The following is a 22,247-nucleotide window of genomic DNA, read 5'->3' on the forward strand; positions in this document are numbered from 1 at the left end:
TACTACTTAATCGTATGTGTGAAGGGACAAGACTAGAACCATTTATTGCCTGAGATGAATGGAGTATATTTCCCGATTTTTACGAAGAGTAAACCAATACCCTACTCCAATCGAAAGTACACTCAGCCAAAAAGTGAAATAAGCAATTTGAGAGATATACTGATTCAAAACACTATACGTCGGCATCATCCCATAAACATAATCAATGATTTCATTATGTAACACGACAATCCCAGCCACGGTTAAATGCCATGGTTTAACCCGATAAAATGGAGCATAAAGAATTCCTTCAATTGCCATTGCAGCATGCGATAGAATCAGCATGACAGCGATCAAAGATACATAACCCTCTACAGAGAAAGTTAATATATTCATGACAACTGCCCAAATACCATATTTAAAAAGAGAAACGATTGCTAAGGCTTCAAATAAACCAAAATTGCGCCCTAAAAGCCAGCCAATAACAGCAATACAAAAAAATAAACTGGCAGTTGGACTGTCTGGTACAAAAGCAAGAAAGGCTACTGGTGTTATTTCAAGCTGCCCTTTATACCAATAATATCCGTATATTGTTCCCAAAAGATTAACAGTGAATAAGATCCATAAAAATGTCTGATTTCTTAATACAGCATAAAGCCAGCTATTCATAATATCCTCCATCACAATCTGAATTATTCCAAATAGAGTTGCTCGATTACTTGATTTTCAGCCAAATCATCCCTACTCTAAATTTCTCTCTAAATATGAGCTTTTCAATTCAGGTGGAAGCTCACTGGCCGCCCCATATTATTAATAATACAAATAACTATACCTCATTTGTCAACATGATTACGACGACTATGGCGATCATCTTAGCAGACAAAAGGGGTACTCATCTGAGCACCCCTCAAAAAAACATTATTCCCCTTTTGAATCTCCGCCTGCATTTGCTCCCTTAATAAATTCTGCCAGAGTTTTTAATTCTTCATCAGAACCTTTAAAAACTGGTGGCATTTTTTTATTTTCGGTACCATTTACAGCGATATGACCGATTTCATCAACCTCTAATTTTGTACCAAGTAATTTAGGACCATTTCCACCCTGTAAGGAGTCCCCATGACAGCTTACACAGCCTTGTCCTTGATATAATTTATATCCCTCTGACTCTTTATCGATTGCTACATCCTCAACAATTTGTCCTTGCAGCTTTGCTGCTGCCCAGTCATGTTGAGAAACAGTTTCCCATGTTAGGTAAAATATAGCTGCAAATGCAAGCAACATAAAACCTACTGGGAAAATCCGTTTAGTTGGTTTGCGTTCCGGTCCGCGATCCAGAAACGGTGCAAGCATTAATGCACCAAAAGCTAGTCCCGGAATAACCAAAGCCCCGATTAAATTATATGGCCCGGAAGCATATGAATATTTAAGCAATTGATACAAAAACATAAAGTACCAGTCAGGTAAAGGCGCATATCCCGTATCTGTTGGGTCAGCAATCCTTTCGAGCGGTGATGGATGGGCAACTGTAAGACATAAAAAACCTACTAAAAATACAGCACCTACCATCCATTCTTTCAGCAAGAAATTGGGCCAAAAGGCTTCTGTTTTTCCTGGATACTCTGAATAATCTTTTGGAATATTCGGTTTTCTATCTGCGCTTATCCTTGAATCCCCTACAAATCTCATTCCTTTACCACGATGCATAAGGATATCCCCTCCTTCGTAACATTTCCATTTTCAACTAATATCTTATAGCGGTCCTGATATTCCCTGTTTGCGTATCATTAAGAAGTGAGCTGCAATTAGTCCAATAAGCGCCGCTGGAAGGAAGAATACATGAATCGCAAAGAAACGCGTTAAGGTTTGCGCCCCGACAATCGTAGGGTCACCAGCAAGCAACGTTTTTAAGTATGGCCCGATGAATGGCACCGAATCGATAATGGTCAACGTTACTTTTGTAGCGAATAACGCTTTCATATCCCAAGGAAGCAGATACCCTGTCAATCCTAGAGCTAGCATTATAAAGAAAATTAAAACTCCAACAATCCAGTTTAGTTCACGGGGCTTTTTATAGGCACCCTGGAAGAACACACGAAGAGTATGTAAAAACATCATGACAATGACGACACTTGCTCCCCAGTGATGCATGCCCCGAACAATTTGACCAAAAGCAACTTCATTTTGTAAATAATAAACAGATTCCCATGCATTTTTAATATCCGGCACATAATACATGGTTAAAAACATTCCGGATAAAATTTGAATGACTACGATGAAAAACGTCAATCCCCCAAAACAATAAACAAATGCCGAAAAGTGATGGGCAGGGTTTACATGCTCAGGGACTTCATGATCAGCAATGTCGCGCCATAATGGCGTGATATCCAATCGCTCATCAATCCAATCGTACATTTTATTAAGCATTGATTATGCCTCCCTACACTTCGTTTTCTTTTGCATTGCCCAAGTATAATACTCCATCTTTTTCCTGCTTGTCGTAAACATCGAGCGGCCCGATTGGAGGTGTTTTCGGAATGTTTTTACCATTCTTTTCGTAACGCCCCCCGTGACATGGACAGTAAAATTCATTCTTATGATCTTCTGATCCTTCCCAGTTCACCGTACACCCCAAGTGTTTACATTCCGGAGAAAGGGCAACTATCTTGCCGTTCTCATCCTTGTAAACCCATGCTGTTCTTGTCTCTTCAGCTTCGTACCAACCATCTTTAACCTCAGTTTTATAATCGACACGAGTTGGTGTTTCAGTAATCTCAGATATTTTTAATCCGGTATTAATGAACTCCCCAGATGCATTCGCTTTCAAAGCTGGATCGACTGCAAAACGCAGCATAGGCATAAGTGTTGCCGCTCCCATGAACCCCCCAACGCCCATAAGCGTATAATTCAGAAATTGGCGTCTTGATACTTTTTGGCTGCTCATAAAATTTCTCCCCCCCTTATATCGAAAAAGTCATACAAAATAGAAAATTGCACAAACTCCATAAAACTAGGACATTACAATAATATCCTAATATTTTTAATAGGTCAATAAACTCCCAGTTAAGGAAATACATGTTTTATTTTTCCTGTTTTATACCAATATACTATTTACTTACAAAAACATCATTTATTCCAGGATTCTGTTAGTATATCAACAAGCTGTTTCATTTGATCACTTATAACTGTTTTAATCGCATCAAGAGGCATTTTTTCGATGGGGATTGCCGGTATCCATAAAACATGTCCGCTCTCATCTATACTTGTCCATTTACTGTCAGTAGTGAGAAATTGGATATATTTAAATCCCTGACCTCTATAATAATCTACCCAAACAGACAAGAGATTTAATTTCTCCTCTGTCTTACTATTTTTAATATATGGCAGAGGTAGGGCTAAAAATAGACGGCCCTTTAATTCTTTTTCGAGCTCATGCGTCAGCAATGTCATAAATTCATAGGATGATACCGTCTGGCTAAATGTATCATCAAAATCAACCGGATTTAACGGGATAACTATAGTATCAATATATTCTTTGGATTTACTAAATAATTCTGTATCAACTGACTGATATTTCATAATTTTCCCCCTCGACTTCTTTTTCCATTGTAAAACATAATAAGTAAAATATATACAAATAAGCTTACAATTCAGGGAGAAATCTTTGTTCCTCATCCTGCTGGGATAAGCAACTGCCAAATCAAGCGTGGAAGCATAAAAAAGACCACACATAATCTCTTTCTCTCAAAGAAATATGTGTGGCTGCTATTAGTTAAAAGATTCCTGAGATCGGATTCTTTTCAACTGACTGCTTAATTTATTAAATAATTCTATATCACGGTTATCAATTGCCTCATCAATCATCTGTGCTAACCGTTCCTCTTCGAATCTTGATAGACTGATTTTTAAAATATTTTCTGCAATATATTGATCCTGTTCATTACCGGGGAGGTTTTTTGGCTGATAAGGATTTTCCTCAAGTACGGCTGCATACTGATAGGATGAGTAGGCTGTCCTGAAATTCAATTGTATGTAGATATCCTCGTCCTTATTAAGCCGTATATCATGGAATGACTTCTCTGCGTCAGTTGTCATGATATTACTCTTATAGAATCTAAATGGCACATCTTCCACACAATGAGTGGACATAACCATTCCTTTTGGACAATACTTAGCTCCTTCCACGAAATGAACATTCATCATGAGCTGATCATGACTCATTAAGTAATTTAATATCCATACACATTCTCTGCGCTTTAATTGGTAATGGTTCAGAAACCAGCGTATAAATTCCTTCTTCTCATCGACAGAAACAGGGGTTTTCAAGGTGGAGCCCTCCTCTGTACAAATTAGTTAAATTCGTTCTAAAATATCAATATACTCATCATTGCTTGGGTCTTCGTGGAGTAATGTCTTAAATATCGACCTGGCCTCTTCAAATTTACTGTCTTCCAGCAAGAAATAACCGTATTCATGTAAAAAGTCTCTATTATCTCCAAAAAATTCATGTGCCTCTTTGTAACATGATAATGCTTCACTATACTCCTCAAGCTCTGAATATGCCGTTGCCAGGAGCCAATTAAATTGCGGGTCATCCTCCCCCATCGCTCTAACAGAGGATACCAAATCAATGACATGGTCAAACATTTCTTCGTGTAAATAAAGCTTGCCTAAAGTTAGAATTGCCTCGAGGTAACCCGGATCAATCGCAATAGCCTCCGATAGCCATTTAATAGCTTTCTCTGTATTTCCAAGCTTAGTTGCTAGCTCAGCACCATACAGGAATATTTCCTTATTGAAAGGATCTTCCTTAATCCCTTCTTCTGCAACATCCAGTGCTTTTTCCAAATCAAGGGACTCTTCATAGGCCATGGCTAAATACAAATAAAGTGAATGATAGGCAGGGTCTATTTCCTTAAGCTCTGTAAACTTAGCTATTGCCGTTGGAAATTCTCCTGCATGATACGCAGCAAATCCATATTCAAACAATAAATTTACGTCATCATCCTCCCTGCCAGCTTTCTTGAAATAAGGGAGCGACTCTTCAAATTCGCCCAATGATACAAGTGATAAGGCTAATCTCTTATAAATTGAAACGCCATTTATTACAGTCTCATTCTTTAAGATACTGCTATATAATTCTACAGCCGAACGGAAATGTCCTTGTTGATAATAAAGTTCTGCAAGAGCAAATTTTACAATAGGTTCATCCGGTAAAATTCGATTGGCCTCTTTCAGCTTTTGAACACTGACCTCCTCCATACCCATTCCCTGATATAAATCCCCTAATAATAGGAGTGCTCCTGGGTACATCGGATCTTCCTGATCAATTTTCTCTAAATACAACAATGCTTCCTCTTCCTGCCCCAATTCAGTTGATACTTCAGCCAATGAAAATAAAATCTCTCCTTCATCGGGATAACGCTTCAGCAATTCTTCAAAAAGCTCCTTTGCCTCTTCCGTAAACCCAAGTGAAGCGATTTCTTCCGCCAAGGTATAAACATCGTCATCATTGTTGGATTGCTTAATCTGATTTATATGTTTTTTAGCTTCTTCAAATTCACCTTGCATCAGTTTTTTTATAATTGATTCAATTTTCATCATTGGTATTCCTTTCTGTTTCCCTAAATCTATAACAAATCTGCTGGTCATTCGGCAAAATAATGTTCGTCCAATCCGGAGCCTCTAAAATTTTGTTATTACCCCTATTATACTCACTTTTTTTAACCTGTATAAAGAGCTAATGGAAACTCCAGAAAAAAATATTTATCTGATAAGGAAATTAAATGATTTTTTTGTGGTATAGAGCTTGGAGTCTTAATTTTAAGGTTATATAAGTATACTTTATCATTTAACAAAAAGCGACCGAATCGTACTCTTCCATTTCATTCTATCTATCCATTTAATTGATTACATTTTCACCGCCCTATCAACCATTTTTACATGTGTAAAGGCAAGGGTTTCATTGACTTTCTTTTAGACATGCTATGAAACTATCAGAAATTTTAGTACCAAAAAAGAGAGGTTCCCCTCTCTTTTATTCCTGAATGGATACAAGCTTAATTAAATCATCAAAGAAACCTGGATAGGATACTGAAATGGCATCAGCATTGTTTAATACTACAGAGTCTTTGGAAAGCAGTGAAGCAATCGCCAATGTCATTCCGATACGGTGGTCCCCCAGGCTGTCCACCGTACCTCCATGCAAGGTTTGTTCTCCCTCAATGATTAAACCATCGTCTGTTGGAGTTATATCAACACCAAGCGCACCCAATTGAGTAGCGATGGCATCAATTCGATTTGTTTCTTTAACCTTTAACTCAGCAGCATCTTTAATGACGGTTTTTCCCTTAGCCTGTGAAGCTAACAGGGCAATAACAGGCAGCTCATCAATTAACCTTGGAATGATATCTCCGGCAATTGTTATCCCCTTTAAAGAGGAAGTTTTTACTGTAACCGTACCGGATTCTTCCGCAAGTTCTCCTTGTTGATCTAACTGAATTTCAATATTTGCTCCCATTTCTTTCAAAACATCAATAATCCCCGTTCTTGTTTGATTCAGCCCAACGTTCTTTAATATAATCTCACTGTTTGGTACAATGGTACCGGCAACCATCCAAAACGCTGCAGAGGAGATATCTCCGGGAACATGAACATCCTTTCCGCTCAGCACCTGATTTCCTGTAACTCTGATCATATTGCCGTCGATATGGATGCTCCCCCCAAACGATTCAATCATCCGTTCAGTATGATCCCTCGTGGCTGCTTTTTCAATGACCGTTGTGGTTCCTTTCGCATGTAATCCAGCCAAAAGAATAGCTGATTTCACCTGGGCACTTGCTACCGGAAGCTCATATTCAATACCTGACAGCTCACCTTGGTTCATTTCAAGCGGTATAAAGTTACCATCCTCTTTTCCGGATATTCTTGCTCCCATTTTCCTCAGCGGATCTACCACTCTTCTCATTGGCCTTTTTGCAATGGATTCATCACCAGTGAAAGTGATAGAAAAGGGCTGGTTGGCGAGTAACCCCATAAGAAGTCGGATGGTTGTCCCCGAATTGCCGACATCCAGCAAGCCAATCGGCTCCTTTAAACCGCCATATCCATTACCCTGGATGGTGACCTTATCGCCTTCTCTTTGTATATCCACACCCATTTTTTGAAAACACTCAATAGTACTTAAGCAATCCTGACCCTCTAAGAAATGATATACGGTCGTTTTCCCTTCCGCTATTGCCCCAAACATGACCGCTCTGTGCGAAATAGATTTATCTCCCGGCACTTCAATCGTGCCTTTCAACTGGGGGTTTTTGAATAATAGGATTTTTCCCATGCCTTTCCTCCTTTTTTATCTCAGTCATAATAAGTATCGTAATTAGTTGCATCACGTAAACATTCCACCGCTAGTTTGCGATCTTCACCTGATTGGAAGGAAATCACCAATACACCGTACACTTCTTCACGCGTCTCAATGATTCTTATATTAGTAATACTTATATTAGATTTTGCTAAATAACCGGTAATCTCCGAAATGACCCCTGGATAATCCGGGACATCCACATATAAATCATAAAAGGACGGAATTGCACCCTTTTTACGGGCCGGCATCTCATCACGAAACATTTTTGCACTTTGGAAAAAGGAATATAATCTTGCCTCATCCTTCGTACGAATCCATTCTCTCACCTCTGACATTTCATCTATCCAGGAGTCCAAAAGATCGATTAATACTTGATCATTTTGAATCAGAATATCCTTCCACATTTGGGGACTGGATGAAGCTATTCGGGTAATATCCCTGAATCCTCCGGCAGCAAGTCTTGCAACTAAATCATGTTTCGCTTCAGCCTGTTCAGCCTGATTAACAATCGAGGCTGCCATAATATGCGGCAAATGACTGATGACACCTGTCATTAAATCGTGCTCATGAGCATCCACTTCAATGAATTTGGCTTTCGTCCCCTTCAGCCACATCTTCAGCTCAGCAACCTCTTTAACCCCTGCATGAGCAGCCGGTGTCAATATATAAAAAGCATTTTCAAAAAGATGCACTTTTGCCGCAGCTACTCCGCTTTTATGAGATCCAGCCATTGGGTGACCGCCTATAAACGTATAATTCATGCTAAACAAACGCTCTGCTTCTTTCATGATCTTTGCCTTTGTACTTCCTACATCCGTAATTATAACGTTTTTTTTCAGCGTACATGCTGACAGGCTTTCCATAACGGTTGATGTAGCTTGCACCGGGACTCCGATAATGATAACATCTGCTCTTCCGGCAGCCTCTTTATAATCCGTAATTTCTTCATCTATTACTTTTAATGCTTTTGCCAGCTGCACCTGTTTTCGATCCACATCATACCCTAGTATCAATGCCTTCGGATGTTCCTTTTTAATAGATAAAGCAATGGATCCTCCAATTAAACCAAGACCTATCATTAATACATTCCCACGCATGGAGGCACCTCACCTACTATCTATTTGATTTCTTTATTTTCTTTCATCAAGAGGAAATTTTTCAGCTCTTTCAAAACAGCTTCATTCTGCTGGTCAGAACCAACTGTAATCCGAATGGATGTCGGGAAACCCAAAGCCTGGCCGGAACGAACGATAAAGCCTTTTCTCATTAAATACTGAAAGACTTCATTCCCATCATGACCTGTATCGATTAAGATAAAATTTGCTTGTGATGGATAGTAACTTAAGTTATGAATCTTACAAAATTCATAATATTGCTGAAGACCATCTCTATTTTTTTGTTTGCATTCCTCAATAAATTGTTGATCACTTATAGCAGCAATCGCAGCCTTTTGAGCTAATGCATTGACGTTAAACGGCTCTCTTGCAGGCTCAAGCATACGGATAATATCGGAATTAGCCACTCCATAACCAATACGCAAAGCCGCCATCCCGTAAATCTTGGAAAAAGTATGCAATAGGATTAAATTATCAAACTGATTAATTAACGGCAAGATTTCAGGATAATCTATAGCTGTGACGTACTCATAATAAGCTGCATCAAATACAACTAATACATCGTTAGGCACCTGACTCAAAAATGGGAGAAGCTCCTCACCTCTTATGTATTCGCCTGTCGGATTATTAGGAGAACAAATCCACACAATCCCCGTGTCAGCATCAATCTGACGAAGCATGCCATCAAGATCATGTCTGCCATTTATATGCGGCACCTCCCTGATCTCTGACTGCTCCAGAATGGCATTATGGCTATACTGACTAAAGGTACCCGTAGACATAACCGTATTTACACCAGGAGCAAGAATCGCCTTTGCTATCATTTGGATAATATTATCTGAACCATTTCCAAAGATAAGCTGATTTTTTTCAACTCCTAAATAGTTAGATAAGACTTCACGCAAATTAACGGCCCCGCCATCCGGATACAAGGGAAGTGACCATTCTGTTTCCTTCAGCGTTTTTGCGACCTCGGATGAATATCCATATGGGTTTTCATTTGATGCCAGTTTGATGATCTCCTCCAACCCAAACTCCCTTTTTACGTCCTCAATTGGTTTGCCTGGCTTATAAGGCTCTAATGTATATAAATGATTCTTCCATTTCAAAGCTCCAGTTCCCCCTTTTTTATTGCTTATTTCTCTGTTAAATCAGGTCTAAGGACCGTAGCCCCCTCCAGATAAATATGCTTGATATCCTTTTGGGCTGTATCCATATTGGCATGAATCATAATCCGTATGGCCAATGATAAGGAACCCGGTACTGGAATTTCACGCATGCACATAACGGGAACATATGTAAATCCATCTATTTTTCTAACAATAGCAGCTGGAAATCCTGCATCTATATCGTCTGTAACAGATATGAATATAGATGCAATAGATTCTGCCTGAAGATGATTCTGTTGAATCATTTCTCGAAGTAAGATCTCTGTTTTATTTTCAATGAGTTCTTTTTTATTTGCTTCTATGGTAATGGCTCCTCGGATGCCTCTCATCATAATGAATAACCCTTCTCCCTTCCGACTATATTGTTTAAGAAATAGGTTAATTCGTCTTGTATTTCCGTATCAGAATAGGAATGTAAGGCTGGTCTGCCATAATCATTTAAAAGGACCGTCGCTATTGTCCCTTGTTTATTTTTCTTATCAAGTTTCATAAATGGCAGCAATAATTCTGCTGATAAAATTTCTTTTGGTATTTGAAGGTAGCCTAAATTGGTTAACCAATCCTTAAATGCAGTTAGATTAAAAGAAAAATCAGCATACTTTTGGCTCAAATATAGGTCAAATAACATACCAAAGGCTACAGCTTCCCCGTGGGTTACCACTCCATATCCAGCTGCCCCTTCAATCGCATGAGCTAATGTATGACCAAAATTAAGAAAAGCACGCGAGCCTTTCTCCTTTTCATCCTCCGATACAATAGTAGCTTTAACAGAAATCCCTTTTTTTATATACGAAGCCAATGATTTGGATTGCAGGTCAGAAATACTGCAATACTGATTTCTTAAATCATCATAAAAGGATTTACTGCATAGCAGCGCATGCTTAATTAACTCCGCAAATCCTGAGCGCCATTCCTTCTCTGGTAAAGTGGATAAAAAGGAACTATCATAGAAGACTGCCTCCGGTTGATAGAAACAGCCTACTAGATTTTTACCCAGCTGATGATTAATAGCCACTTTTCCTCCAACTGCACTGTCATGAGCCAGCAAGGTTGTTGGCAGTTGAATGTAGGGAATGCCTCTCATATAGGTCGCAGCTACAAATCCAGCTAAATCTCCAACCACTCCCCCGCCCAGAGCTAACACGAGGCTGTCACGATCAAGTTTATTTTCAAATCCTACCGTTAAACATTCTTCGTATACAGAGAATGATTTTGCTCTTTCTCCTGTTGGTACGGCATGGATGATTACTTCATAGCCACGTTTGGCCAACAACGTTTCAATCAGCTCTGAATAAAGAGAAGATACCAGTTCATCCGATATCATATATACTTTTGGTTTTCCTTTGAAATTTTTCTCCAAAAATATGGGGAGCTCTTCAATCACTCCATCACCTATAAAAATCGGATACTCCTTTGAAGAAGTTTTAATTTGAATAGTTTCCATTAGAATTCCCTCGCATACATTCTTTGCTGATTAACGGATTCAACCAATGTCTCCATCCGATCAGAATAAAACTGTTCAATGATTGCATTGGCAAGCTCCCATGCTACCACATGCTCAGCAACGACTGCCGCTGCCGGAACAGCACATGCATCAGAGCGTTCTATCGAGGCTGTAAACGACTCTTTCGTGTCAATATCCACACTTTTGAGCGGCTTATACAAGGTAGGGATTGGTTTCATAACTCCACGCACTACTACAGGCATTCCAGTTGTCATTCCGCCTTCAAAACCGCCTAGGCGATTCGTTTTACGGCTATATCCCTGTCCTTCCTCCCAAATGATTTCATCATGCACCTGACTGCCTGGAATTCTGGCCGCTTCAAAGCCAATCCCGAATTCGACACCCTTAAATGCATTAATACTAAGGATTGCACCTGCAATTTTTGCATCTAGTTTACGATCATAATGAACATAGCTCCCGACACCAGCAGGCATTCCAGTCGCCACTACTTCAACGACACCACCTAATGTATCGCCATTCTTTTTAGCCAAATCAATGGCTTCCATCATCTTCTCAGCAGCTTTTTCATCAAGACAGCGAACCGGAGAATCCTCTGCCAGCTGTTGGATCTCTTTAATATCCTTAACCTCTGTTTCAGCTGCTTTAATGCCACCGATTTCAACAACATGCGAAACAATTTCTATACCAAGCAGACTAAGCAGTTTCACCGCAACAGCTCCCGCTGCCACTCGGACAGTTGTTTCTCTTGCAGACGAGCGCTCTAAAACATTGCGCAAATCCCTATGTCCATATTTCATACCGCCATTCAGGTCAGCATGCCCTGGGCGCGGTCTTGTGATTTTACGTTTAATTTCGTCTTCTGCCTTTTCATCTATTGGCTCAATTCCCATGACATGGGTCCAATGAGTCCAGTCCCGGTTTTTAACTTGCAGAGCAACAGGTGATCCTAATGTCCTGCCATGACGAATTCCTGCTGTAATCTCTACTGTATCTTTTTCAATTTGCATTCTTCTACCGCGTCCATATCCCTTTTGTCTCCTGGCAAGATGCTTGTTGATATCTTCCTCAGACAACGGCATTCCTGCAGGTAATCCTTCTATTAAAGTTGTTAATTGGGGGCCGTGGGATTCCCCAGCAGTTATATATCTCATAAGGCTCCTCCTTCATCACTTTAAAGCATTTATGTAATAATATATCATATACTGTTATTCTTATGGTAATTTTCTTACTTATATTGTACATCAGATTAACAAGGTACTACCATTCACTCTCTGCCGACGTCTCCTGATTATCTTTCATTTCAGTATGTCTATTAGCTATGTACCCTATGATGATTTCTCTTTTTATAAAAAAACGTATTTGTACTGATAAAATCATATACAGTTGGGTTGAAGATCTGTTCAGTACTGCCCACAAACAAAACTCCGCCAGGACGAAGTGATTGGGAAAATTTCTTATATAATAAACCCTTTGCTTCATCCGTAAAATAAATCAAAACATTACGGCATATGATTAAATCGTATGATTGGCCATACGAATCAGCCAGTAAATTATGTTTCTTGAACGTGACCGCATTTTTTATTTGTTGATTAATATGATAAAATCCATCCACGAATTCGAAATGCTTATTCTTTAACTCTACTGGTACTTCCCCCAAAGATTTTTCTGAATAAATGCCTCTCCTGCAAATTTCTAAGGCATTCTGATCTATATCGGTTGCCAGGATAGAGACACGATTCAGGGCATTTAAGCGGGTTAGCACCATGGCAAGTGAATAGGGTTCATCACCAGTTGAACAAGCGGCGCTCCAAATTTTCAAAGTCTTTTTTTCAGACAATAATTCTGGCAGAATCTCCTTCTCCAAAACCTCCCACCTTCTATAATTCCGAAAGAAGTTCGAAACATTAATCGTCATACGGTCCAGAAGCTCATTTAATAAATACTGGTCTTTACGAAGATGATTGTAATAATCCTGAAACCCATTAAAACCTTGTTTTTCATATAAGGAGGTAATTCTTCTTTTCATTTGCGCTTCCTTATATAAAGATAAATTGATTCCTGTTAAATAGTTAATCCCTTTAACAAACCCCTGATAGTCATCATTAATTTTTATCATATACCCCTACGACTCCAATAAATTCTTTTACTATAAGTATACAAAATTAGCAGATTCAATGATATAACCACACTTATTACGTATGCCCATAACGATCACATGATCTTTTCTATAAACCCCCATAAACCGGTAAGATATGCAATTAAAAAAGCCGCCAACCTTGTTGACAGCCCTTAATCTTTATCTATCTACTTAATAAATCCACTCATTCGCTAATTTTGTATATTCAGCAAGCTCTTCTTCTTTAAAGAAGATTCCAAGTTCTCTCTCGGCACTTGCAGGTGAATCAGAGCCATGGATAATGTTTTTGCCTACCGTTACACCATAATCTCCGCGAATTGTACCAGGAGCAGCATCTTTTGGATTGGTAGATCCCATCATTTGACGAGCAGTCGCAATCACATTTTCCCCTTGCCATGCCATTGCAAAAACTGGTCCTGATGTAATAAAGTCAACCAATTCACCAAAGAAAGGACGCTCTTTATGTTCCTCGTAATGCTTTTCAGCCGTCTCTGTTGGAATCATCATCAATTTCGCTCCAACAAGCTGAAAGCCCTTTCTTTCTAAACGTGATACAATTTCCCCGATTAAATTTCTTTGTACACCATCTGGTTTAACCATTAAAAATGTTTTTTCCATAATTACACCTCTGTTCGTATGTATGGGCTTTCAGAAAGAATAATACCATTATTTACATGTATAAAGCAAACGAAAAAGGAAATAGCATTTTAGTATTTCCTTTTTCCGATAAATCTTGCTATTTCATATAAATAATCCGTATTCTTCGACTCTGGCAATAATTCTAGAATATCAAATGCTTTATCCAGGTAAGCATTGCTTAAGTCGATGGATTTCTCGATTGCTCCTGATTGCTTGATAGATTCGAGTATAGGCTGCAACTCTTCTAACCTCATATCTTCGTGAACAGTTCGGATAAGCTTGGCCAATTGCGGTTGCTGTAAGGCATACAAAACAGGTAAGGTAATATTCCCCTGCCACAAATCACTACCCGCAGGTTTCCCTAGATCTTTTTCAGAGGCCGTGAAATCAAGTATGTCATCCATTATTTGAAAGGACATGCCCACATAGTATCCATACAAGAATAATTTTTTGTGTATATCCTCCGATACCCCTGCACTGATCGCACCTAATTGGCAGCTGGCCGCAATTAAGACAGCCGTTTTTCGTTTAATACGCTTTAAATAGTTACGTAGATTTTGATCAAAATTGTATTTATCACGTATTTGTTCTATTTCGCCAATGCTGACTTCCATGATGGTTTTAGCTACTACCTGATGTGCCAATGGATCTTTAATATGAGTCATAAGCTCCTGAGCCCTGGCAAATATGTAATCTCCTGTATAAGTAGCCATTTTATTATCCCATTTGGAACAAACCGTCAGTGATCCCCTACGCAGTTTGGCTTCGTCAATGATATCATCATGTACTAATGATGCTGAGTGAATAAGTTCCAGAGCAACTGCAGCATGCTTAATTTGATTAATATCATACTCTCCAAATTTTGCGGTGAGCAGTACAAAAACAGGGCGTATCCGTTTGCCTCCAGCTTTCAGAGTGTGCATAGATGCTTCCTGAAGTGGTCTGCATTCAGTTTGTATCGATGAACGCAGCTCTTTTTCGATTAATTGGATATCCTGTCTGAAAATTGAATACAATTTTGGTAATTTCATAGTTCCACTTCCCGTTAAACTAATATGCGCCCTTTATTTTGATTGTTTGAATCCAAAATGAGACGCAGCTGCACCACCGGAATAAGGTTTATATTTAACCTTCACAAAACCGGCTTCTTCAAAGAGTCTTTTCAATGCCGGTGCACTTGGAAAATCAGATGCAGATTCCTGCAGCCAGGAATACTCCTTGTAACTCTTAGCCAATAATTTACCCAAGAGAGGCATAATATGCTTAAAATAAAAATAATATAGCTGTCTGTAAACCGGTAACGTCGGTTGAGAAGTATCTAAACAAACAGCCATGCCACCCGGTTTCAGAACACGGTTCATTTCTTTCAATACCGTTAAGTAGTCAGGGACATTCCGAAGACCAAATCCAATTGTGACAAAGTCAAATGTATTATCTTCAAAGGGAATCTCCATTGCATTCCCATGAAGCAGTTCCACATTATTTAACTGCTCCTTTTTAACCTTTTGTTCGCCAATCTTGAGCATATTTTTACTGAAGTCCAAACCCGTTACCTTACCAGAGTCGCCAACCTGTCTCGCCAGCGCTATCGTCCAGTCAGCTGTACCGCAGCATACATCCAGTGCCTGATCTCCCTGTTTAACATCCATTTTTTTCATCGTATCGGCACGCCAACGCTTATGTAACTGGAAACTGATTACTGAATTCATGGAATCATAATTATCAGAAATCTTTTCAAAGACACCGTGTACACGTTCCTCTTTTGTTTGTTGTTTCATTATGAATTCCCTTTCCCCACATCGTCTTTTTATATGTTTTCAAGATTACCTTATACTTGTCTCAATCCGTAAAACCATTTCATCCTTAAAATTGTATTGCAACATAGCTGATCTTAATCTATCACTTACCTTTGTAATTTCCCTTTTAAGTAAATCTGATATTTTATCAGCAGTTTCATCATTTACACTATGTATTGATTGTAAGGCTTGAATAAATTTAGAGTTACACTTATTTTGATAACCGTCCAATTCTGCCATTAATCTATTCCATAATAAAAAGTCTATAAACAAATCCTTTTGTTCAATTACGTTAAAATACTCAGCTGTTTTTTCGACCAGTATGGTTTCAATCTGTTTAAGATACTTTACTAATGTATCTATATCAGCATCCTTATCCATATATAAGTGTACCTTAGCCTCATTCACTTCCTGAACTCCCCTGGACATTAGGTTAATAAACTCGATATCTTTTGTTTTCGCCAATATATGATAATACATACTGCTATAATAATCTCCAGCCAAAATCGATAACTGCCGTTTCCTTAATTTTGCCGGACTTTCGGATTCCTCTGTGTTTGAAACTCCCTCATGGGTATCCAGGGCAATTTGCATAAGCATGACAGATACTATGTAATATGGCATAAACTTTTGATCCACATTGGCATCACGCAGAATTTTAACCATAACCGCTATCATATCATCATTTATGACTGGCCGATCAATATGATCTAATATTAAAGAATGATAGATAAGTTTCTTTATCTCACTATTAAATTGTATGACTTCATTATTGATGCTATCCAATGGTAATCACCCATGCTTCCACTTCTGATTCCGTACCATAATCGGCACATTACGTATTCATCATACTTATCTTACTATCCTTTTAAATTGCTGTCGAATGGTTTAAAAGGAGAGAATAGATAATCGGTTATTCCTTTTCACTTTCTATTTCACCGTATGGCGTGTACATAACCGCTTTTCCTCTGATTTTCATAGCTGATGTGTGTTCTGTAAATTGAACAAATAACACTTCACCTTTATCAAGCTTTTCTGAATGATGGAATTTAGTATCCTCACCTCTGGTTAATCCAATAACACTCACTCCATCTTCCAATGCTTTTATAACTACAAAATCATTTGATTGAAGGTTCTCCATTCTCTTACTCCTTTTCAACTTTTATCTCATGATTATTTATTAATTAAGCTTAATACTTCCTGACGGGAGATTGAGTCTGTCGCCAATGTTCCTCTTACTGCGGAAGTAATTGTCTTCGATCCTGGTTTTTTAACACCTCTCATAGTCATGCACATATGCTCAGCTTCAACTACGACCATCACTCCATGAGGAGCCAGTGTGTCCATAATAGAATCTGCAACAGTTGATGTAATCCGTTCCTGTAATTGCGGCCTTCTGCTCACTGCTTCGACCGCTCTGGCTAATTTACTCAAACCTGTAACACGTCCGCCTTTTGGTATGTAGGCCACATGTGCCACTCCAAAGAATGGCACGAGATGGTGCTCACACATAGAATAAAAAGGGATATCCTTAACAAGGACTAATTCTTCATGATCTTCACCGAATACCGTTTCAAAATATTCTTTAGGATCCTGTCTCAATCCGGAAAATACCTCTTCATACATTTTTGCTACACGTTTAGGTGTGTCCAGGAGCCCTTCCCTTGTTGGATCTTCCCCAAGAGCCTCCAAAATCATTGTCACTGCTTCTTCTATTTTACCGCGATTGATTTCACTCATTTTATGTCTTCCTCCCATTGCTATACCTAATTTCAACTATTTCCATAGTAGCACATTTTATTCTTAGAGCCATAGATTATGGACTTCATAATAGAAAAAGAGTCATTACCAAAGAAATTGGTAATGACTCTAATCGCGTATAGCGCTTATTCAAGTAAAATCGTATGTAAAAATTACTTAACAGCGTCTTTAAGTGCTTTCCCTGGTTTGAATGCAGGTACTTTGCTGGCACTGATTTCGATTTCCTCACCAGTTTGCGGGTTACGTCCTTTACGAGCAGCACGCTCACGAACTTCAAAGTTACCGAAACCAATCAATTGTACTTTATCTCCATTTTTAAGAGCTTCTAAAATGGATTCGAACACTGCGTCTACTGCTTTAGTTGCGTCTTTTTTAGAAAGCTCGCTAGCTTCAGCAACAGCGTTGATTAATTCTGTTTTGTTCATGCCATTCACCTCCTCCCAAAGTATGCTTCCATTCTACTTCAATACTTTTTAAGTTGTAATGAAATATTTTCATCAGTCAAAACAAAAACTTGAAATAATTTGTCATTAATCATTTTTAACATAAAAAACCATTGATAAACATTGATATATAAGGGTTTTTGCTTTGAACTTGATTTCTGATAAAAGATTATCATAATCCATAGACCATATCAAGTAAATTGGCGAATTTACAGGCATTTATTCGAATAATGTAGGTTATTTTTCTATTTTTATTGCCATATCTTCTTATTTGAGGTATTTTGAAAGTTAAAGCATTTATAAAAACACTTGATTTTTGCAAAAAAATACAGAGGATTACGGATCCGTTACGGTCCGTAAAACCCTCTGTATCTGTTAAAGAATAATGGCAATTAATCCGCCAGATCCTTCATTAATGATTCTTTCAAGCGTTTCCTTTAATTTATATCGTGCATTCTCCGGCATCAAACTTAATTTAGCTTGGATTCCCTCACGAACTACAGTAGACAAACTGCGGCCAAATATATCTGAATTCCAGATGCTAAGAGGATTATCTTCAAAATCCGCCATTAAATAACGAACCAATTCTTCACTTTGTTTCTCTGTTCCGATTATAGGGGCAAATTCTGATTCAACATCTACTTTTATCATATGAATGGATGGCGCCACAGCTTTCAGCCTAACTCCAAACCTGGATCCCTGTCTAATGATTTCCGGTTCATCCAGACTCATATCCGCCAGAGAAGGAGAAGCAACACCATAACCCGTTTGTTTAACCATTTTAAGGGCATCCGCGACCTGGTCATACTCCGCTTTCGCGTAAGCAAAATCCTGCATTAATTCAAGCAAATGATCCTTCCCTCGTATCTCAACACCCACAATCTCTTTTAGAACCAGGTCATACAATTCATCAGGTGCTGATAAATCTATTTCGGCTACTCCCTGGCCCATTTCAATCCCAGCCAATGAAGCATGACCAACAAACTCATACTCTTCAAAAAGATGGACGAGTCTATCAACATCTCTAAGCCTTTTAATATCCTGAACCGTTTCTCTTATAGCATCCTGATAGCTGACCCTCAGCCAATGATTTTCATTAAGCACCATAACCCATCTAGGTAGATTCACATTCACTTCCAGAACAGGGAACTCAAACAATGCTTCCCGCAGGACATTTAACACATCCCCTTCCCGCATGCTCTCAACACTTATGGCAAGCACCGGGATATCATATTTTTCCTGAAGCTTAGCACGCAGAATCTCTGTATCCGGGTGATAAGGGCTGACTGTATTAATAATCATGATAAAAGGCTTTCCAACCTCTTTTAGCTCTTCTACGACCCTTTCCTCAGCATCTACATAGTCTAACCTTGGTATCTCTCCTATTGACCCATCTGTCGTCACTACAACGCCAATTGTAGAATGATCCTGTATGACCTTACGAGTGCCAATTTCAGCTGCTTCATGAAACGGAATTGGCTCTTCATACCAAGGCGTATGAATCATCCTTGGCCCATTCTCATCCTCATATCCTTTCGCACCAGGAACGGTATATCCTACACAGTCAACCATACGAATATTGACCTCTAACCCTTCGTCTACCTGAACCTGCGCTGCCTGGTTCGGCACAAATTTAGGTTCCGTAGTCATGATCGTTCTTCCTGCTGCACTTTGTGGTAATTCATCAATCGTACGTGCTTTTTCAGCTTCACTTTTCATACCAGGAAGAACAACCAACTCCATAAATTTCTTAATAAATGTAGATTTACCCGTCCGAACGGCTCCAACTACTCCTAAATATATATCGCCGCCGGTTCTCTCGGCTATATCCTTAAATATATCGACCCTTTCCAAGAGATCCCCTCCCGATTCCTCCATATATGAGTACATATACGTAATTATTGATAGTCTTATAAACTTGGACACTATATATTTATGCTATAGCCCATTAAACTTATGACTAGTTTTTTCTCTCCTCTCCTTTTATGTAAACAACCGACTGCTATTTTGATTAAAAATGAACCAATTATTCGGAGTATCATGATAAAGCACCGAATTATTCAGGAGATGTCAAAATTTAAAATACAATCTGGAATAAAAAAAACCTTTCTTTTACAATATATTTTGTAAAAGAAAGGTTATTCCTCAATTGCCATAAAGACAGGTTTATTTGCTATTTGATCCCATGTATAAGGTAATGAATAGGCAGGAACAAAGAGGCTGTCTTTCACTAACTCTGCTCTTATATCTTCACCCTTTTTAAATCCCGCCGAACGATCAATAAGTAAATCATATAAATCCGGTGTATAGTCAATATACAATTCGCCATCTTCACCTAAAACAAGGTGTAACGATTTACCTGTGAAGGGACTTTTCACGGTAGGTTCCTTGTCAAATCCCATATTTTTATAGTTGAGCGCATAGACATTGGTACCAATTTTTTCTTCAAACGCAGGATAGCCCTGTGATTGAATTTGCAGCTTGGTATCCCGTATTGTCTCGGCTAAACGTAAATCAATCAGCCTAACAGTTGGATTTGTTTCTTCATTAACGAGTGTGTATTGAAAAATCCCGCCATTTTCATAGGCATTTCCCGGAATTTCAGACATATATTTTGGAACCAATTTCTGAAAATCAATTATGTATTTCATATAATACGGTGTATCTTGATCCTTTGTCACAATCGGCAACAGGTTGCCGCCATTATCTTTTCTATATTCCAAAACAGCTTTCTGAACGGATTCGACCTGATCTTCATAGGGTACCTGGTTTTGCTGTAAATTCTCCTGCGGATACATACACCCGGATAGAAAAAGAATAGTACACAGCAAGAATGTCATTCCAGATATTTTATGTGGTATCTTATTCAACACTTTATCCATTTGTAGGACCACTCACAATAATAATGACCATAATAATGGCTGCTATAAACATAGATACATAGGCTATCGTGGCTAAAAGATATTTTAATATACCCTTTAATTTATATCTGCTTAGATATATAGCCAGCACTGCGATTGCCATTAAGCCCATCCCAGCAATCGAAATCCACATTTTTTGCATTGCTATGCTCAATATTCGGCACCCCTTTTTCATCAATTCTTTTTACCATATTTTTAAAAAGAATAATATTTTTTCAACCTTTGCTATTATAACCCAAAATATACCTAAAAGAAAACAAAAACGGAAGCTCGGGTTTTATATACCCAAACTTCCGTCCTGGACTAAATATATAGACTTAGACTAAGTTTATGCTGGCTCAGTCTTTTATAAAGTATACTATGTTTAAATGACCATCTTAGCAAGTAACAAATGCCTATTTTTTGACAAAATCATTGATTAATGATTATTAATCATGCTATCCATCAAATCTTCCATTTCATGCTTCTTGCTTCTAGTCATAAGATCATCTACTTCTGTCTTAATATCCTTGTCATTAAACAGGACATCGTACAAGGCAGTCGTAATTGGCATCTTCACTTGGTATTTCTCCGACAACTGATAAGCTGCCTTCGTTGTTCTCACGCCTTCAACAACCATTCCCATGCTTTCAAGAACCTCTTCAAGATTCTTTCCTTTTCCAAGCATATTACCGGCACGCCAGTTTCTTGAATGGACGCTTGTACATGTTACAATAAGGTCACCGATACCTGTTAATCCAAGGAATGTTAACGGGTTTGCTCCCATCTTCACACCCAGACGAGTGATTTCTGCAAGACCGCGAGTCATCAAAGCGGCTTTGGCATTATCTCCGTATCCAAGTCCATCCGTAATCCCAGCTGCTAAGGCAATAATGTTTTTCAAGGCACCCCCAATTTCCACACCAACTAAGTCTTGGTTCGTATACACGCGGAAATTTTGGTTCATAAATAAATCCTGAATACGCACTGCTGCTTCCATATTTTTAGAAGCAACCGTAACGGTTGTAGGAATCCTTCTGCTTACCTCTTCAGCATGGCTTGGGCCGGAGAGAACAATGATATCTTTTGCTATATCCAAAATTTCTTCTTCTATCATTTCAGATATACGCAGCAAGCTATCTGGCTCGATCCCTTTGCTTACATGGACGATTGTCACTTTATCCTGGACAATCGCTTTAACCTTGCGGGCCACTTCACGAATTGCTTTAGTCGGTACAGCAAAAACAATAACCTCTGAGCCAGACAATGCCTCTTCCAAATCATAGTATGCCTTAATAGCGGAAGGGAGCTTGACATCAGGTAAATAACGAATATTTGCCTGTTCACGATTTATCTCATTGACATGTTCTAACTCATGCCCCCAGATTTTTACCGCATGTCCGTTATCTGCAAGGACAATTCCAAGTGCAGTTCCCCACGAACCTGCTCCCAAAATGGTGACTGATTGTTGCATAGACTCCAC

Annotated in this window: 25 protein-coding genes; all 25 read right to left on the bottom strand. The window is 38.7% G+C overall.

Translation table 11 applies throughout. The features are described from left to right. Positions 1–42 precede the first annotated feature (42 nt). Positions 43–648, bottom strand: a complete 606-nt coding sequence (gene lhaT / locus FHY47_RS06330; protein ID WP_148629884.1) for a lipoprotein heptaprenylglyceryl N-acetyltransferase LhaT — start codon at positions 646–648, stop codon at positions 43–45. A 249-nt stretch (positions 649–897) separates the two neighbouring features. Further along, entirely contained in the window at positions 898–1,683 is a 786-nt protein-coding gene (locus FHY47_RS06335) for a menaquinol-cytochrome c reductase cytochrome b/c subunit (protein WP_066107424.1), read from the bottom strand. A gap of 45 nt (positions 1,684–1,728) precedes the next feature. After that, positions 1,729–2,403 (bottom strand): menaquinol-cytochrome c reductase cytochrome b subunit, encoded by a 675-nt coding sequence (qcrB, locus tag FHY47_RS06340; protein WP_066107427.1) that lies wholly within the window; start codon positions 2,401–2,403, stop codon positions 1,729–1,731. 13 nt (positions 2,404–2,416) lie between these two features. Beyond that, positions 2,417–2,920 (bottom strand): QcrA and Rieske domain-containing protein, encoded by a 504-nt coding sequence (locus FHY47_RS06345; RefSeq protein ID WP_066107430.1) that lies wholly within the window; start codon positions 2,918–2,920, stop codon positions 2,417–2,419. Positions 2,921–3,102: 182 nt separating this feature from the next. Then, a complete protein-coding gene (locus FHY47_RS06350) occupies positions 3,103–3,555 on the bottom strand; it encodes a DUF2487 family protein (protein ID WP_066107433.1) in 453 nt (150 codons plus the stop codon). Positions 3,556–3,744: 189 nt separating this feature from the next. Continuing rightward, a complete protein-coding gene (locus tag FHY47_RS06355; protein ID WP_066107436.1) occupies positions 3,745–4,302 on the bottom strand; it encodes a ReoY family proteolytic degradation factor in 558 nt (185 codons plus the stop codon). A 27-nt stretch (positions 4,303–4,329) separates the two neighbouring features. Further along, positions 4,330–5,577, bottom strand: a complete 1,248-nt coding sequence (locus FHY47_RS06360) for a tetratricopeptide repeat protein (RefSeq protein WP_262365975.1) — start codon at positions 5,575–5,577, stop codon at positions 4,330–4,332. 436 nt (positions 5,578–6,013) lie between these two features. Continuing rightward, complete coding sequence (gene aroA / locus FHY47_RS06365; protein ID WP_148629885.1) at positions 6,014–7,312, bottom strand: 3-phosphoshikimate 1-carboxyvinyltransferase; 1,299 nt, start codon at positions 7,310–7,312, stop codon at positions 6,014–6,016. 20 nt (positions 7,313–7,332) lie between these two features. Continuing rightward, complete coding sequence (locus tag FHY47_RS06370) at positions 7,333–8,436, bottom strand: prephenate dehydrogenase (protein ID WP_066107442.1); 1,104 nt, start codon at positions 8,434–8,436, stop codon at positions 7,333–7,335. A gap of 20 nt (positions 8,437–8,456) precedes the next feature. Beyond that, positions 8,457–9,563 carry a histidinol-phosphate transaminase gene (hisC, locus tag FHY47_RS06375; RefSeq protein WP_066107445.1) on the bottom strand — a complete coding sequence of 369 codons (1,107 nt, stop codon included), beginning with the start codon at positions 9,561–9,563 and terminating at the stop codon, positions 8,457–8,459. Between the two features lie 26 nt (positions 9,564–9,589). Beyond that, positions 9,590–9,955: a chorismate mutase gene (aroH, locus tag FHY47_RS06380; protein WP_066107448.1), complete on the bottom strand. Its 366-nt coding sequence runs from the start codon at positions 9,953–9,955 to the stop codon at positions 9,590–9,592. Further along, positions 9,952–11,067 (bottom strand): 3-dehydroquinate synthase, encoded by a 1,116-nt coding sequence (aroB, locus tag FHY47_RS06385; protein ID WP_140461595.1) that lies wholly within the window; start codon positions 11,065–11,067, stop codon positions 9,952–9,954. The genes aroH and aroB overlap by 4 nt, the downstream gene beginning before the upstream one ends. Next, entirely contained in the window at positions 11,067–12,239 is a 1,173-nt protein-coding gene (aroC, locus tag FHY47_RS06390; protein ID WP_140461596.1) for a chorismate synthase, read from the bottom strand. Before aroC ends, aroB begins: the two co-directional genes overlap by 1 nt. A gap of 161 nt (positions 12,240–12,400) precedes the next feature. Next, positions 12,401–13,204, bottom strand: coding sequence for a CheR family methyltransferase (locus tag FHY47_RS06395; protein WP_066107456.1), 804 nt, complete (start codon positions 13,202–13,204; stop codon positions 12,401–12,403). A gap of 192 nt (positions 13,205–13,396) precedes the next feature. Beyond that, on the bottom strand, positions 13,397–13,843 hold the full coding sequence (gene ndk / locus FHY47_RS06400) for a nucleoside-diphosphate kinase (protein WP_066107459.1): 447 nt from the start codon (positions 13,841–13,843) through the stop codon (positions 13,397–13,399). 89 nt (positions 13,844–13,932) lie between these two features. Continuing rightward, positions 13,933–14,895 (bottom strand): heptaprenyl diphosphate synthase component II, encoded by a 963-nt coding sequence (gene hepT, locus FHY47_RS06405; protein WP_066107464.1) that lies wholly within the window; start codon positions 14,893–14,895, stop codon positions 13,933–13,935. Positions 14,896–14,928: 33 nt separating this feature from the next. Next, positions 14,929–15,642: a demethylmenaquinone methyltransferase gene (locus FHY47_RS06410; RefSeq protein WP_066107467.1), complete on the bottom strand. Its 714-nt coding sequence runs from the start codon at positions 15,640–15,642 to the stop codon at positions 14,929–14,931. A 45-nt stretch (positions 15,643–15,687) separates the two neighbouring features. Then, the gene (locus FHY47_RS06415) at positions 15,688–16,446 is read right to left on the bottom strand and encodes a heptaprenyl diphosphate synthase component 1 (RefSeq protein WP_066107470.1); all 759 of its coding nucleotides are present in this window, start codon (positions 16,444–16,446) and stop codon (positions 15,688–15,690) included. A gap of 127 nt (positions 16,447–16,573) precedes the next feature. Next, on the bottom strand, positions 16,574–16,801 hold the full coding sequence (gene mtrB / locus FHY47_RS06420; protein ID WP_066107475.1) for a trp RNA-binding attenuation protein MtrB: 228 nt from the start codon (positions 16,799–16,801) through the stop codon (positions 16,574–16,576). Between the two features lie 32 nt (positions 16,802–16,833). Then, positions 16,834–17,400, bottom strand: coding sequence for a GTP cyclohydrolase I FolE (gene folE, locus FHY47_RS06425; RefSeq protein ID WP_066107479.1), 567 nt, complete (start codon positions 17,398–17,400; stop codon positions 16,834–16,836). A 173-nt stretch (positions 17,401–17,573) separates the two neighbouring features. Next, positions 17,574–17,846, bottom strand: coding sequence for an HU family DNA-binding protein (locus FHY47_RS06430; protein ID WP_049670554.1), 273 nt, complete (start codon positions 17,844–17,846; stop codon positions 17,574–17,576). A gap of 393 nt (positions 17,847–18,239) precedes the next feature. Beyond that, complete coding sequence (gene spoIVA, locus FHY47_RS06435; protein ID WP_066107482.1) at positions 18,240–19,718, bottom strand: stage IV sporulation protein A; 1,479 nt, start codon at positions 19,716–19,718, stop codon at positions 18,240–18,242. 284 nt (positions 19,719–20,002) lie between these two features. Then, on the bottom strand, positions 20,003–20,746 hold the full coding sequence (locus FHY47_RS06440; protein ID WP_258188165.1) for a hypothetical protein: 744 nt from the start codon (positions 20,744–20,746) through the stop codon (positions 20,003–20,005). Then, complete coding sequence (locus FHY47_RS06445; protein ID WP_066107485.1) at positions 20,739–20,939, bottom strand: DUF2768 domain-containing protein; 201 nt, start codon at positions 20,937–20,939, stop codon at positions 20,739–20,741. Before FHY47_RS06445 ends, FHY47_RS06440 begins: the two co-directional genes overlap by 8 nt. Positions 20,940–21,203: 264 nt before the next feature. Further along, on the bottom strand, positions 21,204–22,238 hold the full coding sequence (locus FHY47_RS06450; protein ID WP_066107488.1) for an NAD(P)H-dependent glycerol-3-phosphate dehydrogenase: 1,035 nt from the start codon (positions 22,236–22,238) through the stop codon (positions 21,204–21,206). Between the last annotated feature and the right edge of the window lie 9 nt (positions 22,239–22,247).

The organism is Bacillus sp. E214 (assembly GCF_008087365.1).
GTDB lineage: Bacteria > Bacillota > Bacilli > Bacillales > Pradoshiaceae > Pradoshia.

Excerpts from the sequence above, each read along its gene's own strand:
- lhaT (WP_148629884.1), bottom strand. The coding sequence starts at position 648 with ATGAATAGCTGGCTTTATGCTGTATTAAGAAATCAGACATTTTTATGG.
- FHY47_RS06335 (WP_066107424.1), bottom strand. The coding sequence starts at position 1,683 with ATGCATCGTGGTAAAGGAATGAGATTTGTAGGGGATTCAAGGATAAGC.
- qcrB (WP_066107427.1), bottom strand. The coding sequence starts at position 2,403 with ATGCTTAATAAAATGTACGATTGGATTGATGAGCGATTGGATATCACG.
- FHY47_RS06345 (WP_066107430.1), bottom strand. The coding sequence starts at position 2,920 with ATGAGCAGCCAAAAAGTATCAAGACGCCAATTTCTGAATTATACGCTT.
- FHY47_RS06350 (WP_066107433.1), bottom strand. The coding sequence starts at position 3,555 with ATGAAATATCAGTCAGTTGATACAGAATTATTTAGTAAATCCAAAGAA.
- FHY47_RS06360 (WP_262365975.1), bottom strand. The coding sequence starts at position 5,577 with ATGAAAATTGAATCAATTATAAAAAAACTGATGCAAGGTGAATTTGAA.
- aroA (WP_148629885.1), bottom strand. The coding sequence starts at position 7,312 with ATGGGAAAAATCCTATTATTCAAAAACCCCCAGTTGAAAGGCACGATT.
- FHY47_RS06370 (WP_066107442.1), bottom strand. The coding sequence starts at position 8,436 with ATGCGTGGGAATGTATTAATGATAGGTCTTGGTTTAATTGGAGGATCC.
- aroH (WP_066107448.1), bottom strand. The coding sequence starts at position 9,955 with ATGATGAGAGGCATCCGAGGAGCCATTACCATAGAAGCAAATAAAAAA.
- aroB (WP_140461595.1), bottom strand. The coding sequence starts at position 11,067 with ATGGAAACTATTCAAATTAAAACTTCTTCAAAGGAGTATCCGATTTTT.
- aroC (WP_140461596.1), bottom strand. The coding sequence starts at position 12,239 with ATGAGATATATAACTGCTGGGGAATCCCACGGCCCCCAATTAACAACT.
- FHY47_RS06395 (WP_066107456.1), bottom strand. The coding sequence starts at position 13,204 with ATGATAAAAATTAATGATGACTATCAGGGGTTTGTTAAAGGGATTAAC.
- ndk (WP_066107459.1), bottom strand. The coding sequence starts at position 13,843 with ATGGAAAAAACATTTTTAATGGTTAAACCAGATGGTGTACAAAGAAAT.
- hepT (WP_066107464.1), bottom strand. The coding sequence starts at position 14,895 with ATGAAATTACCAAAATTGTATTCAATTTTCAGACAGGATATCCAATTA.
- FHY47_RS06410 (WP_066107467.1), bottom strand. The coding sequence starts at position 15,642 with ATGAAACAACAAACAAAAGAGGAACGTGTACACGGTGTCTTTGAAAAG.
- mtrB (WP_066107475.1), bottom strand. The coding sequence starts at position 16,801 with ATGGAGAACCTTCAATCAAATGATTTTGTAGTTATAAAAGCATTGGAA.
- folE (WP_066107479.1), bottom strand. The coding sequence starts at position 17,400 with ATGAGTGAAATCAATCGCGGTAAAATAGAAGAAGCAGTGACAATGATT.
- FHY47_RS06430 (WP_049670554.1), bottom strand. The coding sequence starts at position 17,846 with ATGAACAAAACAGAATTAATCAACGCTGTTGCTGAAGCTAGCGAGCTT.
- FHY47_RS06440 (WP_258188165.1), bottom strand. The coding sequence starts at position 20,746 with ATGGATAAAGTGTTGAATAAGATACCACATAAAATATCTGGAATGACA.
- FHY47_RS06450 (WP_066107488.1), bottom strand. The coding sequence starts at position 22,238 with ATGCAACAATCAGTCACCATTTTGGGAGCAGGTTCGTGGGGAACTGCA.